The sequence below is a fragment of the Vibrio sp. 2CM40D genome (genome assembly GCF_023161825.1).
Lineage (GTDB): Bacteria > Pseudomonadota > Gammaproteobacteria > Enterobacterales > Vibrionaceae > Vibrio > Vibrio alginolyticus.
On sequence record NZ_JALNTL010000003.1, the window covers coordinates 366685 to 379598 of the forward strand.

At 44.1% G+C, this 12914-nt stretch carries 10 protein-coding genes; 6 read left to right on the forward strand and 4 right to left on the reverse strand.

All coding sequences use genetic code 11. From position 1 onward, the window contains the following. The first annotated feature begins 86 nt into the window (after positions 1–86). Positions 87–1823, forward strand: a complete 1737-nt coding sequence (gene narQ, locus MTF70_RS08305) for a nitrate/nitrite two-component system sensor histidine kinase NarQ (RefSeq protein WP_025767926.1) — start codon at positions 87–89, stop codon at positions 1821–1823. 4 nt (positions 1824–1827) lie between these two features. Continuing rightward, the gene (locus MTF70_RS08310; RefSeq protein ID WP_031777156.1) at positions 1828–2442 is read left to right on the forward strand and encodes a response regulator; all 615 of its coding nucleotides are present in this window, start codon (positions 1828–1830) and stop codon (positions 2440–2442) included. Positions 2443–2532: 90 nt separating this feature from the next. Here the strand turns inward: MTF70_RS08310 and MTF70_RS08315 are convergent, their stop codons facing one another. Beyond that, entirely contained in the window at positions 2533–2706 is a 174-nt protein-coding gene (locus MTF70_RS08315; RefSeq protein WP_005373524.1) for a hypothetical protein, read from the reverse strand. Positions 2707–2967: 261 nt separating this feature from the next. Between MTF70_RS08315 and MTF70_RS08320 the strand changes: the two genes are divergently transcribed. Both MTF70_RS08320 and pepT read left to right on the forward strand, forming a co-directional pair. Then, positions 2968–3831, forward strand: a complete 864-nt coding sequence (locus MTF70_RS08320) for a DUF6279 family lipoprotein (RefSeq protein WP_085569143.1) — start codon at positions 2968–2970, stop codon at positions 3829–3831. A 170-nt stretch (positions 3832–4001) separates the two neighbouring features. Then, positions 4002–5231: a peptidase T gene (gene pepT / locus MTF70_RS08325; RefSeq protein ID WP_031781280.1), complete on the forward strand. Its 1230-nt coding sequence runs from the start codon at positions 4002–4004 to the stop codon at positions 5229–5231. Between the two features lie 82 nt (positions 5232–5313). On the opposite strand, the gene MTF70_RS08330 is transcribed toward pepT, so the two are convergent. Next, positions 5314–5778 (reverse strand): cytidine/deoxycytidylate deaminase family protein, encoded by a 465-nt coding sequence (locus MTF70_RS08330; RefSeq protein ID WP_005373515.1) that lies wholly within the window; start codon positions 5776–5778, stop codon positions 5314–5316. 419 nt (positions 5779–6197) lie between these two features. Between MTF70_RS08330 and vmeY the strand changes: the two genes are divergently transcribed. Together vmeY and vmeZ are read left to right on the forward strand one after the other, a co-directional pair. Next, positions 6198–7325: a multidrug efflux RND transporter periplasmic adaptor subunit VmeY gene (gene vmeY, locus MTF70_RS08335; RefSeq protein ID WP_017635193.1), complete on the forward strand. Its 1128-nt coding sequence runs from the start codon at positions 6198–6200 to the stop codon at positions 7323–7325. A gap of 8 nt (positions 7326–7333) precedes the next feature. Further along, on the forward strand, positions 7334–10486 hold the full coding sequence (gene vmeZ / locus MTF70_RS08340; protein ID WP_248393925.1) for an efflux RND transporter permease subunit: 3153 nt from the start codon (positions 7334–7336) through the stop codon (positions 10484–10486). Positions 10487–10575: 89 nt separating this feature from the next. Here vmeZ and MTF70_RS08345 read toward each other — a convergent pair whose 3' ends face one another. Then, the gene (locus MTF70_RS08345; protein ID WP_025767924.1) at positions 10576–12345 is read right to left on the reverse strand and encodes a methyl-accepting chemotaxis protein; all 1770 of its coding nucleotides are present in this window, start codon (positions 12343–12345) and stop codon (positions 10576–10578) included. A 100-nt stretch (positions 12346–12445) separates the two neighbouring features. Then, entirely contained in the window at positions 12446–12859 is a 414-nt protein-coding gene (arfB, locus tag MTF70_RS08350) for an alternative ribosome rescue aminoacyl-tRNA hydrolase ArfB (protein WP_017635196.1), read from the reverse strand. Positions 12860–12914: the final 55 nt, after the last annotated feature.

Genomic DNA, 12914 nt, shown 5'->3' on the forward strand with positions numbered 1-12914 from the left:
CGCAGGTGATCACATATTGATAAAGTTGAAAGGTAATGGGTTCATTGCACGTACAAATAGGATTGTTAATGGGCGAGGAACTCAGATTGTTTAAAAATGTGAAAAAGTCAGTGACGCGCACGATTGCGTCCGCGATGCTTCTTATTTTGCTGCTCTCAGTCGCTACGACTGGTTTTGCTATTTTTACGTTAGCGTCCAGTTTGAACGATGCTGAAGCCGTCAATGTTGCTGGCTCGATGCGAATGCAAAGCTACCGTCTGGCGAATGATATTCAGGTTAAATCTGTTGACTATTCTTCACATATTGACGCATTTGAACATTCGATATATTCACCTTCAATGAAAGCGCTTCAGCATTGGTCTGTGCCAGAAGACATCACTCACGATTACTACCGTCTTATTATCAGATGGCATGAACTCAAGGCGGTGCTGAGAGGAGACAACCCGGCAGAATATCAACTCCTAGTGGCCGGTTTTGTTGAACAAATCGATGAGTTTGTATTTAAGCTGCAGAGCTTTTCGGAGCAAAAACTGATTAACTTAGCCTGGATTGGTGGGTTAGGGTTGGGTGGCATTCTTTGTGTCAGTATGTTTGTCGTTCATTTTGTGCGCCTCGAAGTTGTTCGGCCTCTGCGTGCTTTAGTTTTTGCTAGCGAGCAAATTAAAAATCGCTCATTTAATATATCGCTCAATGTATCCAGCGATAATGAAATGGGAATACTGACTCGAACCTTTAATCGGATGGCGACAGACCTTGGTAAGTTGTACCGAGGATTAGAACAAGCGGTTGATGAGAAAACACGTAAATTGCAGCATGCCAACCAGTCTTTAGAGGTGCTGTATGACTCGTCAAAAGAACTCACGGCGTCGCGTATTAATCAAGACAATTTCCAGGCGATTTTGCAGCATATCGTCAGTCTTGAGGGCATTAAAGCGGTCAAACTTGAAATCGAGCAGCTGGGAGAACCGAGCTGGATATTGATGGAAGGAGAAGAATGCTGCCAAGATTGTGATGAAGATTGCCACGGTAAAGCCCTGATGCTAGATGGTGAGCACTTGGGTTATTTATATTGGAAAGCAGGGTTACCTTGTCCGAACGAGGCTCTTATTGACAACTTCGTGCAGATTTTATCACGCGCCGTGTATTACAATCGGGCGCAGCGCCAAGCAGAACAAATTCTGCTGATGGAAGAGCGAGCCACTATTGCTCGGGAGTTGCATGATTCATTGGCTCAAGCACTCTCTTACTTAAAAATTCAGGTCGCTTTGTTAAAGAGAAGCGTAAAGAACTTGCCTGACGAAAAGGCGATCGCGCAGGCTAATCAAGTTATTGCTGAGCTAGATACGGGCTTATCTGCGGCTTATACGCAGTTACGCGAGTTACTGACGACGTTTCGTCTTACGATTAAAGAGGGCAGTTTTGGCCAAGCATTGCAAGACATGGTTGAAACGCTCAGTGAACAAACTGCTGCGGACATTACGCTAAAAAATAGACTTTCATCAACTGAACTGGATGCACATCAGCAGGTTCATTTACTACAGTTGATAAGAGAAGCGGCAATTAATGCTATCAAACATGCGCAAGCAGATAATATTCACATTCAATGTCTCGATAATGATGGAAAAGTCACAGTAACCGTTAGCGACGATGGAATAGGCTTTGAACATCAAGACGAAAAATTAAATCATTACGGTATGAGTATCATGCAAGAGCGGGCCGCTAGACTGCATGCCGATCTTCACATCGAAGCATCGATAAACAAAGGTTGTACCGTAAAATTAGAATTCCAACATAGTAAGGAAGTAAACAGTGACAGTGTGTAAAGTAATGCTGGTGGATGATCATCCACTCATGCGAAGAGGTATCCACCAGCTTTTAAGCTTTGAGCCTGAGTTTGAGGTCATTGCAGAAGCAAGTAATGGCGCGGATGCAGTAGCGAAAGCGCATGAGCTGGAACTGGATCTTGTACTTCTTGATCTTAATATGAAAGGCATGTCTGGCCTTGATACTTTGCAAGCACTGCGTGCAGATGGCTGTGAAGCCAGAATTGTCATTCTAACCGTTTCGGATAGTCCAGCAGATATAGAAGCAATAGTTCGAAGTGGTGCCGATGGCTATTTATTGAAAGACACTGAGCCTGATGAGTTGGTTGAGTTGCTAAAACAAGCACATCAAGGGGACAAGGCATACAGCCAAGAAGTTTCTAAGTATTTGAGTGAACGTTCAGAGCAAGAGGACGTGTTTGATACACTGACCGATCGTGAATCGCAGATCTTAAGAGAGGTGGCAAGAGGTTTCCGCAACAAGCAAATTGCCGATCGTCTTTTTATCTCTGAGTCTACGGTTAAAGTACATATGAAGAGTTTACTTAAAAAGCTACAAGTTCCTTCTCGTACTGCAGCAACCGTCCTTTATCTTGAGCGCTTTGGCGACATCAAATAACATTGTTGGATTTGAATCTGTAATAATAAATAAAATCAACCAGTTATATTGATTCTGACGAATAAAAAAACCGCCTGTTAGGCGGTTTTTTTACTTGTCTGGGCGAATAGAGTACAAGTCACTGTTGTGCTTACCACACTCCAAATAGTACTGATAAGCCACTTTTTTGCTTTCAGCAATGACTCTCATGCAGTGCATTTTCCCCTGTTCAAAATATCGAATCTCATATTCTACACTGGTATCAAGTTGCTCAGCGGCTGCCATACTTCGCCTCCATAAACCATCCAAAAAACATCCATGCAAATTATATGCCGTTATAGGGAGCGTCGTTCGGTACGTTTTTTAGCCGATAATTGCGCTCTAACTCACTTTTTTGCGGATAGCTGTGATCAAAAAGTTAATTTCAAACTCTATATATTATTAAGGTGGCAATCAATATTTGTCACACTGGTGTAAGTTTGCCGCAATACTAAGTGATACAGGTTGAGTATAGAACTTAATCAACAGAAAAGGGAATACGAATAAGTGACTAAATTAAAGGATGTATCTAATAAGGCGCTTCGTTATGGCCTTCTATTTTGTTTCGTATTTCTGCTTGCCGGTTGTGCGAAAAAGTTTTTATACAGCAATATCGATTGGTTCGTGCTCGATTACTTAGAGGACTATGTCTCGTTGCAAGGAGAACAAGAAGTCCTGGTGGAAGAGCGCTTGTTATTGTTGGCAGACTGGCACAAGAAAGAGGAGTTACCAATATATATCGAACATTTAAAAGACCTTGAGAGATTAAAAGCGAGCGATATCACCTTAAATTACTTACAACAAAATCGAGATAGAATGCGAGCGCATTACGATAGAGTGGTCAGCAAAGCAGCACCAGATCTTTTTGCGTTAAGTTTGCAATTAACGAAAGAGCAAGAACGCGAGTTTTTGAGTAATGTACAAGAACATTATCAAGAGCGAAACGCAAAATATGCCGATAAGACAGAAGACGAAGTGCGTGAAATTATTCTGGATAACACTGAAGAGTGGATGGAAGAATGGCTAGGGAATCTATCAGGAAATCAGCGTCAATTAGCTCAAAGATTTTCTCAGCAAGTTATTTTAAACAGCCCTTTATGGAGAGATTATCGAGCCACGGTATATCAAGAGCTCGAATACTTGTTCGACAACAAATCTAATGTTGTGACTTATCAAGATATATTTATGCGACTCTTGTTCGAGCCAGAGAGTTATTATAGTGAGCAGCTTTCTCTGAATATTGATTCTAACTTTGCATTGGTTGATCAACTGACATTAGATGTTTCTCGTTCGATGACCGATAAGCAATGGCGTCATTTTCGTGAAAAGGTTAAAGAGTGGCGAGTACTGGCTGAGGAACTTTTAGATTAAATTCATACTTCAATGAGCGAAAGCAAAGCGCAAAAGCCTTTCTTATCAAAAAATGATTCAAAGCAAATTCTTATTGAGCTAAGAGCGTAACATAGCGTGAGGTTTGATGAGGCAACGTCAGCTTATCAATGCGTGATAAGGCCTCATCGTACAAAACAATGAGAATAAATATGAAACATTTAGTTGAAAGATTTCTTCGATACGTCACGTTTGATACCCAATCCAATCCACATGTGACGCTTTGCCCAAGTTCACCTGGTCAGCTTGTGTTTGCTGAGTTACTTAAAAAAGAGATGATCGAGCTTGGTTTAAGTGACGTGACTTTGGATAAAAATGGCTACTTGATGGCTAAACTGCCAGCCAATGTTGATTATGAGGTTCCTCCTATCGGCTTCATTGCCCATATGGATACCGCGCCGGATGCATCTGGCAAAAACGTAAAGCCGCAATTCATCGAAGATTACCAGGGTGGCGATATTGCATTAGGGTTGGGGGATGAAGTGTTATCTCCCGTGCAATACCCAGATTTACATCACCTACATGGCCACAATCTTATTACTACCGATGGCACTACATTACTTGGCGCGGATAACAAAGCCGGTATCGCAGAGATTCTTTCCGCGGTAGCTCTGCTACTGGAAAACCCAGACATTCCACACGGCGACATTTGTATCGGCTTTACTCCGGATGAAGAAATCGGTCGTGGTGCAGATTTGTTTGATGTTAAAAAATTTGGCGCGAAATGGGCATACACTATAGATGGTGGCCCGCAAGGTGAATTGGAATACGAAAACTTTAATGCAGCAAACGCTGATGTAATTTTTCATGGTGTTAGCGTTCATCCAGGTACTGCAAAAGGCAAAATGGTCAATGCGATGAACTTGGCTGCGAAATTTCAAGTTCAAATGCCCCAAGATCAAACTCCGGAAACAACCGAAGGTTACGAAGGGTTCTTCCATCTAAAATCGGCAGAAATGGGCGTTGCACGAAGCGAGCTAGGTTACATTATTAGAGACTTTGACCGTCAAAGACTTGAGGATCGAAAAGCTTTTATGCAGAAACTCGTCGATGAAATGAACACGGGTTTACGCCATGGTTCTGTAGAGCTAAAAATAAAAGACAGCTATTACAATATGAGAGAAATGGTTGAGCCTTACCCTCATATCATTGAGCTGGCAAAGCAAGCGATGGAAGCGTGTGATGTGGAACCGATTATAAAACCTATTCGTGGTGGTACAGATGGTGCTCGTTTATCTTTTATGGGTTTGCCGTGCCCGAATATCTTCACCGGTGGTTTTAACTTCCACGGAATTCATGAGTTTATTTCTGTTGAAATGATGGAAAAATCAGTACTCGTTATTGTCAAAATTGCTGAGCTCACTGCGAAAAAACACAGTTAAAAGACTACGTCGAGACCTCTTGCAGATTTAATAACAAAATAGCCCAGATCTCTCTGGGCTATTTAAATATTAAGATGGAATACTAGCGCACGTCTTTGTCTTCAATTTCAATGTCCTCTAGCGGTAACCAGTCGACTTTCACACCCGCTTGGTCGAACATATCTTGACTGACTTGGATTTTATCTCCCCAGCGAGATAAAAAGTCTTCAGACTGCTCAGGGCAGTGTACGTGTGAGATCCCTGTTTGAATGATCTTTGCCGCGCAGTTAGGGCAAGGAAAATGCGTTACCCAAATATCACATCCGTCTAAGTCACGTTTTGAGAACAAAATTGCGTTCTCTTCCGCGTGCAGTGTTTTAAGGTATTTCAACTCGCGCTCATCGGTGTCGACACTGTCAGAAACACCATGCGGATAGCCATTAAATCCAACAGATACAATGCGATTCTGTTTAGTAATAACGGCACCGACTTGTGTTGATGGGTCCTTACTCCAAGACGCCACTAGTTCTGCCATCTGGTAAAAGCGTTTCGCCCATTTAGAAATCATAGTCATCCTCTCTGTCGAAGGCGTTGAATTAATTGAATGATAACCCATTTATATTAAAAAAATAGTCAAAATCGGGGTCTTGAGTATGAAGGCGTCACTTTTTACCTTTTTAGCCACAAAACGTTCTTATCTTGAGCACTGAATCTCACTTTACGCCCGAATACAATACTCCCGTTAGTGTTTCCAAGCACACGCTAAAATTCGCGATCTCCTAAGGCGTATATTAAATAGTTATGATTGAGTTGTATGTATATTGCTCATTGAATACCACTGTTAACTAAATTACTTTATTTTCCTTTTGTTTCTCATGTTTACATTTAGAAACACCTTGGGCGCTTTTCAGTGAAGTTTTCAGTGGCAGCAAGGAGTAAGGTTGATAGGAATTCAACAATATCCTGTTCTATAAAGACGGTAAATACATGCAAAAGAAACCACTTGTCGCACTAATGGCGGCTACAGCAATCCTCGCTGGATGCGGGGAAGCTAATAATGCCCAAACGAAAGGTCAAGCGCCTCTCGTAGTGACTCAGGATGTCACGGTTATCGACTACCAACCGAGCAAGTCTTATATCGGTCGCATTGAAGCAGTAGAAGATACCAATATTACCGCGCAGATTTCTGGCTACTTAAAAGCTCGTCACTTTGAAGAGGGGCAAATGGTAGAAAAAGGGCAGCTCCTTTACTCTATCGAGCCATCTTCTTTTGAAGCCCAAGTCGCGAGTGCTAAAGCCGCACTTGCACAAGCTAAAGCGGCGCTAAAAAAAGCCGAATTAGATCATACTCGAGGTAAAAACTTGTTGCCTCGCGGTAGTATCTCTCAATCTGAGTTTGATGCTTTAACTGCGGCACTTCTTGGTGCGAGAGCAGAGCTAGAAGCGGCAAATGCTCAACTTAAACTTGCTGAAGTTAACCTTTCCTATACTCAAATCCGAGCACCTTTTAGCGGACGTATTAGTGATACCAAAGTTAGTACGGGTGATCTGGTTTCTCCATCATCTGGCGTGCTGACAACTCTGGTGAGTTTAGATCCAGTTCATACCTCATTTAGTGTGAGTGAGCGTGAGCGTTTAGCTATGGGTATGGATCAAGTAAAAGGTGATGGCTCGGCTGAATCAAACCGCGTTGAAGTTCAGCTTGAACTGGAAAATGGACAGTTTTTTGAGCATCTAGGTAAGCTTGATTTCTTAGGTAATCGTATTGACACCAAAACGGGTACGATTGCTATGCGCGCGCTAGTGCCAAACCCAGAGCAGAAGTTACTTCCGGGTCAACACATCAAAGTGAACTTGAGAGATAAGAACACGAAAGACGTTATTGTTATCCCACGACGTGCCGTACAGACTGACTTAGAAGGTGACTTTGTGATGGTGATGGCTGAGGGAAGTGTGGCAGAGCGTCGTAACGTCGAGCTTGGCCCTCAGGTTGAACAAGGCATTATCATTCGAGAAGGGCTCGATCAGGAAGATACGGTTATTACACAAGGCCTACAACGTGTGCGTAATGGTGTAGAAGTGCGCCTTCAAGCACCTGCTGAAGATAAGCAGTAGGGGGCACTATGTTAAGTCGTTTCTTTATTCAGAGACCTAAATTCGCGCTGGTTATTTCGATCATATTAACGCTAGCCGGCGCGATCTCACTGGCGATTTTGCCAGTGGCTGAGTACCCACAGATAAGCCCGCCATCAGTAAGCGTTTCGGCTTACTACACTGGCGCGAGTGCGGAAGTTGTCGAGCAGGCCATTGCGGACCCCATAGAGACCTCAGTCAACGGCGTTGAGGATATGATATACATGTCTTCAAAGAGCGCGAACGATGGCTCTTACAGCCTAAACGTCACGTTCGATGTTGGCACCGATCCAGATATGGCGCAAGTTAACGTGCAAAACCGCGTGTCACAGATTGAGTCAAAACTGCCTCAAGAAGTTCGCATGGTTGGTGTGACGGTGAAAAAGCGTTCACCTGACTTGCTGATGGTACTTAACTTCTATTCACCTGATGGCAAATACGATGATCAGTTCTTGATTAACTACATTAACTTGAATGTAAAAGATCAGTTGGCTCGTGCGAAAGGTATCAGTGAAGTTAACGTGATTGGTGGTGGCGAATACGCAATGCGTGTTTGGTTAGATCCTGAAAAAATGGCCAACCTTAAGCTAACCACGTCAGACGTATACGCCGCTTTGGCTGAACAGAACGTTCAAGTTGCGGCAGGGCGTGTAGGTGCAGCACCATACAACAATCCGCAAGAAGTTCAGTTTAACCTTGTGACCAAAGGTCGCTTGGAAAGCGTGAGTGAGTTTGAGAACGTAGTCCTTCGAGCTAATCCCAATGGCTCTACGGTTTATCTGAAAGATGTTGCTCGCGTTGAACTAGGCAAAAAGTTCTACGATGGTAACGGTAAGTTCCGTGGCCAGGACGCGTCAATCGTTGCGTTGTCTCTTCAATCGGATGCGAATGCGTTAGAAAGTGGTCAGGCCGTCATGGAGCTCCTTGAGGGCTTGAGCAAAAACTTCCCAGAGGGAATGGAATACGAGACCAGCTACGATACAACCGTGTTCGTATCTGAATCGATCAAAGGGGTAGTAAAAACACTGATTGAAGCGATTCTATTGGTGATCGCTGTAACTTACTTGTTCTTGGGTAGTGCGCGTGCAACGTTGATTCCTGTTGTCGCGATCCCCGTTTCTCTGATTGGTACGTTTGCCATCATGCAGGCAACGGGCTTCACCATTAATACGGTTACTTTGTTTGGCCTGATCCTTGCGATTGGTATCGTGGTGGACGATGCGATTCTGGTTATCGAAAACGTCGATACTACCATGGCGAAAGACCCAACCATTTCACCGCGTAAAGCGACGTTGCTAGCGATGAAAGAAGTAACGGGACCAATCATCACGTCGACCTTGGTTCTACTTGCGGTATTCATACCCGTCGCCATGCTGCCAGGTATCACCGGTATCATGTATCGCCAGTTCGCTTTGACCATCTGTATTTCGGTTGTGATTTCATCCATCAATGCATTGACGCTGTCTCCAGCACTTTGTTCTCTGGTATTGAAGCAGGGTGGGGGCAATACCGCTAACTGGTTCCAGGCTTTCAACCGAGGCTTAGAGCGCATCACTACGCGTTATGGCCAGATCGCTGGTTTCTTGGTGAAGAAGTCTTTACTGCTCGTGACGTTCTTTATAGTTGCTATCGCAGCGGTCACTTTCTTTGCGAAAACCACCTCTACAGCGTTTGTTCCTCAAGAAGATAAAGGCATTTTGCTGGTTAACGTACAGCTACCAGATTCAGCCTCTTTATCACGCACTGAAGAAGTCACCAATGATTTAATGAAAATGATCGGTGAAGAACCTGGTGTGGATGGTGTGACGGTTGCGAACGGTTACTCGTTTATGACAGGCGCAGCAGCATCAAACGGTGCTTCTGTATTTATCAAATTGCATGATTGGGATACTCGTAACTCGCTGCAAGGAGAGCACTCTGCTAATGCTATCGCGGCACGTATTAACGGGCGAGCGGCGACAGAGTTACCTCAAGCGGTTGTTTTTGCGATGGGACCACCGGCGGTTCCAGGTATGGGCGCTGCGTCTGGTTTTGAGTTTGTGCTTGAAGACACGCTAGGGCGAAGTCGTACCGACTTGTCGATGGTCATGGGAGAAATGATCCAAGCGGCTAACCAAGCGCCTGAAATTGCCTACACGTTTAGCACGTTCCGCGCGAATGTTCCGCACTACTACGTTGATATCGATCGTGAGAAAGCGCAGCAATTAGGTATTTCGCTGTCGTCTATTTTCCAAACCTTGCAAGGCAACTTAGGTTCGCTTTATGTGAATGACTTCACCATGTTTGGTAAGAACTTCCGCGTAACCATGCAAGCTGATAGCCAGCACCGTAGCAGCATGGAAGATCTAGAGCGTTTCCATGTTCGTTCTTCGAACGGTGATATGGTTCCGTTAAGTACGCTAGTGAGCTACGAGCAAGTGTTTGAGCCTGATGTGGCGTGGCGTTACAACATGTACCGCAGTGCTATCATTCAAGGCCAACCAGCACCGGGTTACTCTAGTGGTGATGCGATTGCCGAAATGGAACGCGTTGCTGCTGAAGTTCTTCCACAAGGGTACACGTATGAATGGACAGGTATGGCTTATCAGGAAGTGCTCGCGGGTAACCAAGCCATTTATGCGTTTGCGCTGGCTTTGATCTTCATTTACTTGTTTATGGTGGCTCAGTATGAGAGTTGGAGTATTCCACTGGCTATTATTTTGGTGGTCCCAGTAGCAACGTTAGGTTCCTTCCTTGCGTTGAATCTAACTGGCACGCCGCTTAACTTGTATGCCCAAATTGGTCTTGTCTTGCTCATAGCCTTGGCGGCGAAAAACGCAATTTTGATTGTGGAGTTCGCCAAGCAAGAGCGAGAAGAAAAAGATGCTGATATCGATAGTGCAGCGGTTAAAGGAGGCACGTTACGTTTCCGCGCTGTGAATATGACATCCTGGTCATTTATCCTGGGTATCTTCCCGCTTATCTTTGCCGCTGGTGCGGGGCACGTCAGTCAAAACTCACTCGGCGTGTCGCTGATTGGTGGTCTATTGTGTGTGCTTCTAGCAGGTACATTCTTGATCCCAGGCTTCTACGCCCTGGTGCAAAGACAGCGTGAGAAAGTTCATGGCGGCAACACCAAGCTGGTTCCTCTTGATGATGAATAATCACATCCGAAGTGCGCAGTAAGCACGAAGTGACAATTGAAAAAAAGCCCGAAGCAATGATTGCCTCGGGCTTTCTATTTTGAAAAGGGTTATTTTAGCGCAGTTTTGAATTGTGCAACAGCTTCATCCATATCATGAGCTTGAGCAGAGACAGAGTTGACTTCATGCAAGCATTCCTGAGCGGATTGCATGTTATTCTCAGATATTGCGTTTAGCTCGGTGATTGAACCGCTAACTTGGTTCATCACGATACCTTGTTCTTCAATTGCTGAAGCTATGCGCTCCGAATTACCTTGAATTGAATGCATGTCAGTGATGATCTGTTGCAGGCTAGAATCCAGTTTTTCAGAAGCATTAAGTGTTTGTTGCCCTTGATCGTTACATTGATCAATATCAGCAACAACTGTAGACATTTGAGTTTGAATATCTGCAACTACCCGCGTGATTTCCTCTGTGGATTGATGAGTTCGGCTAGCTAGGGCGCGTACTTCATCGGCAACAACTGCAAACCCGCGGCCTTGTTCGCCTGCTCGCGCGGCTTCAATTGCTGCGTTGAGAGCTAGTAGGTTGGTTTGCTCTGCAATCTCTTGGATGATGTTCACGGCACCACCAATTTTATCTACATGCTGATTCAGCGAGCCAATCGACTGCTGGCTGTTTGATAAAATCGTGGTTAGTTGACCGATGTTGGTTACCGTCGCCTCAACAACTCCTCGACCTTGTTCGGCATTATTCGCTGCCTGATGTACGCCTTCTACCGCAACTGATGTGCTTTCTGAGATTTCACCTATTGTGGCAACCATTTGCTGAACTGCCGTCGCCATTGATGCAGTGTGGTCAGTTTGAGTGTGGAATTGCTCCATAACGCCTTCTAACTCACGATGCATATTATCGGTACTTGCAGTGAGTTGCGCCGATTTTTCTTGGGTACTACTAATTAGATGCTCAAGCTTATCCAATAGGTCATTGAGGTGATGACTGATATCAAATAGCTCGTCTTGACCTTTCAAATCAGATCGAAGTCCCATGTTGTTCGTTTCGCTGATACTTCGAATGGTGCCAAGTAAGCTATTCACTCGCGTATTGATTGAACGTGAAATTTGCCAAATCAATGCGAAAATAACGACTAAGATCAGAGCTGTAATGACCTGCTTGATGGTCGACATTTGTTCATCACGTTGTGCGGCAGCAGAGCTAAGGGCTGTGGAAAAGGTTTCAAATTGCTCTTCTACGGCATGGGATAATGCGCGAGTTTCACCGAGTAGGCCTTTGTCATAAGCAACCCCAACAACTTGCTTTTGGGCCGCCAATTGCTTACCTGTTTTGATAAGCTCCGGAGCATATTGCCCCTCAAGCAAGTCACTATTGAATAGTCCTGCTTTTACCGCAGAGTCAAAACGGACTAATGCCAATAACTGCTGGTGGTCTGAACGTTGTTTTGCTTCTAATAGTGCTTGTTCGTAACCAGCGAGAAGCCCACTCTTTGAATCAAGCCCGTATCGTTGGTAAGCGCTGACCAGATTCTGAAAGCCCCTTTGGTATGCGAGCAAGTCTTGCTTAAATTGTTGACTGGAAGGTAATTCATTACTCTTGAGTATGTTCGCAAGCTCTTTTTCTGTGTCTATAAACTTGTCAACATTGGCGTCAAACTTATTTAGATATTTGTCATTACTACGTAGTAGGAAATCTTTTTCATTTCTGCGTAAGTTGAGTAAGCGTATTTCTAGATCACCAACGAGTTTGATGGCGTGATTAAGATCATTGCTCTTATTTTCAAAATGGGATGACGTACCCAAAAGGGCCACGATGCCTAAAATGGCGATAACTCCGAGGAAGTAGAGTTTTTGCCTAATAGTCATATTGTTGTTTCCTGAATAAGTAACTAAAAAGAGAAATCCAATGAGATTTCCAAGGGCTAGCAAACGTTGTTCAACTAACATGTCGAGAAAACGACATGCACTAATACAGCACTTTCTTACGTTGCTGTTTTTTCGCTCCGTGCTTGTTTTTTGTATCAAGTCGTCGGCGTTGAGAAGCGCGGGTTGGTTTCGTTTTAATACGCTTCTTCTCCTGTAAAGCGGCAGCTTTTATCAATGCTTGAAGCCGATTTAGGGCGTCTTCCTTATTTTGTTCTTGTGTCCGAAATTGTTGCGCTTTGATGATGATCACGCCATCTTTACTTATACGACTATCAGAAAGTGCAAGTAATCGCTCTTTGTAAAAGTCAGGTAAGCTTGAATGCCGGATATCAAAGCGCAGGTGTATAGCGGACGCTACCTTGTTAACGTTCTGGCCACCATTTCCTTGAGCTCTAATTGGGGATAATTGAATTTCCCACTCTTGAATTGTGACGGAGTTCGAAATTTTGAGCATGATAAGTAAATGCCGGTAAGGACGATTGAAAGAGCTGATAAATTAACATTACAGA

What these genes read in the sequence shown, in the direction of transcription:
- MTF70_RS08310 (WP_031777156.1), top strand. Translation starts at nt 1,828, where the DNA reads ATGCTGGTGGATGATCATCCACTCATGCGAAGAGGTATCCACCAGCTT.
- MTF70_RS08315 (WP_005373524.1), bottom strand. Translation starts at nt 2,706, where the DNA reads ATGGCAGCCGCTGAGCAACTTGATACCAGTGTAGAATATGAGATTCGA.
- pepT (WP_031781280.1), top strand. Translation starts at nt 4,002, where the DNA reads ATGAAACATTTAGTTGAAAGATTTCTTCGATACGTCACGTTTGATACC.
- MTF70_RS08330 (WP_005373515.1), bottom strand. Translation starts at nt 5,778, where the DNA reads ATGATTTCTAAATGGGCGAAACGCTTTTACCAGATGGCAGAACTAGTG.
- vmeY (WP_017635193.1), top strand. Translation starts at nt 6,198, where the DNA reads ATGCAAAAGAAACCACTTGTCGCACTAATGGCGGCTACAGCAATCCTC.
- vmeZ (WP_248393925.1), top strand. Translation starts at nt 7,334, where the DNA reads ATGTTAAGTCGTTTCTTTATTCAGAGACCTAAATTCGCGCTGGTTATT.
- MTF70_RS08345 (WP_025767924.1), bottom strand. Translation starts at nt 12,345, where the DNA reads ATGACTATTAGGCAAAAACTCTACTTCCTCGGAGTTATCGCCATTTTA.
- arfB (WP_017635196.1), bottom strand. Translation starts at nt 12,859, where the DNA reads ATGCTCAAAATTTCGAACTCCGTCACAATTCAAGAGTGGGAAATTCAA.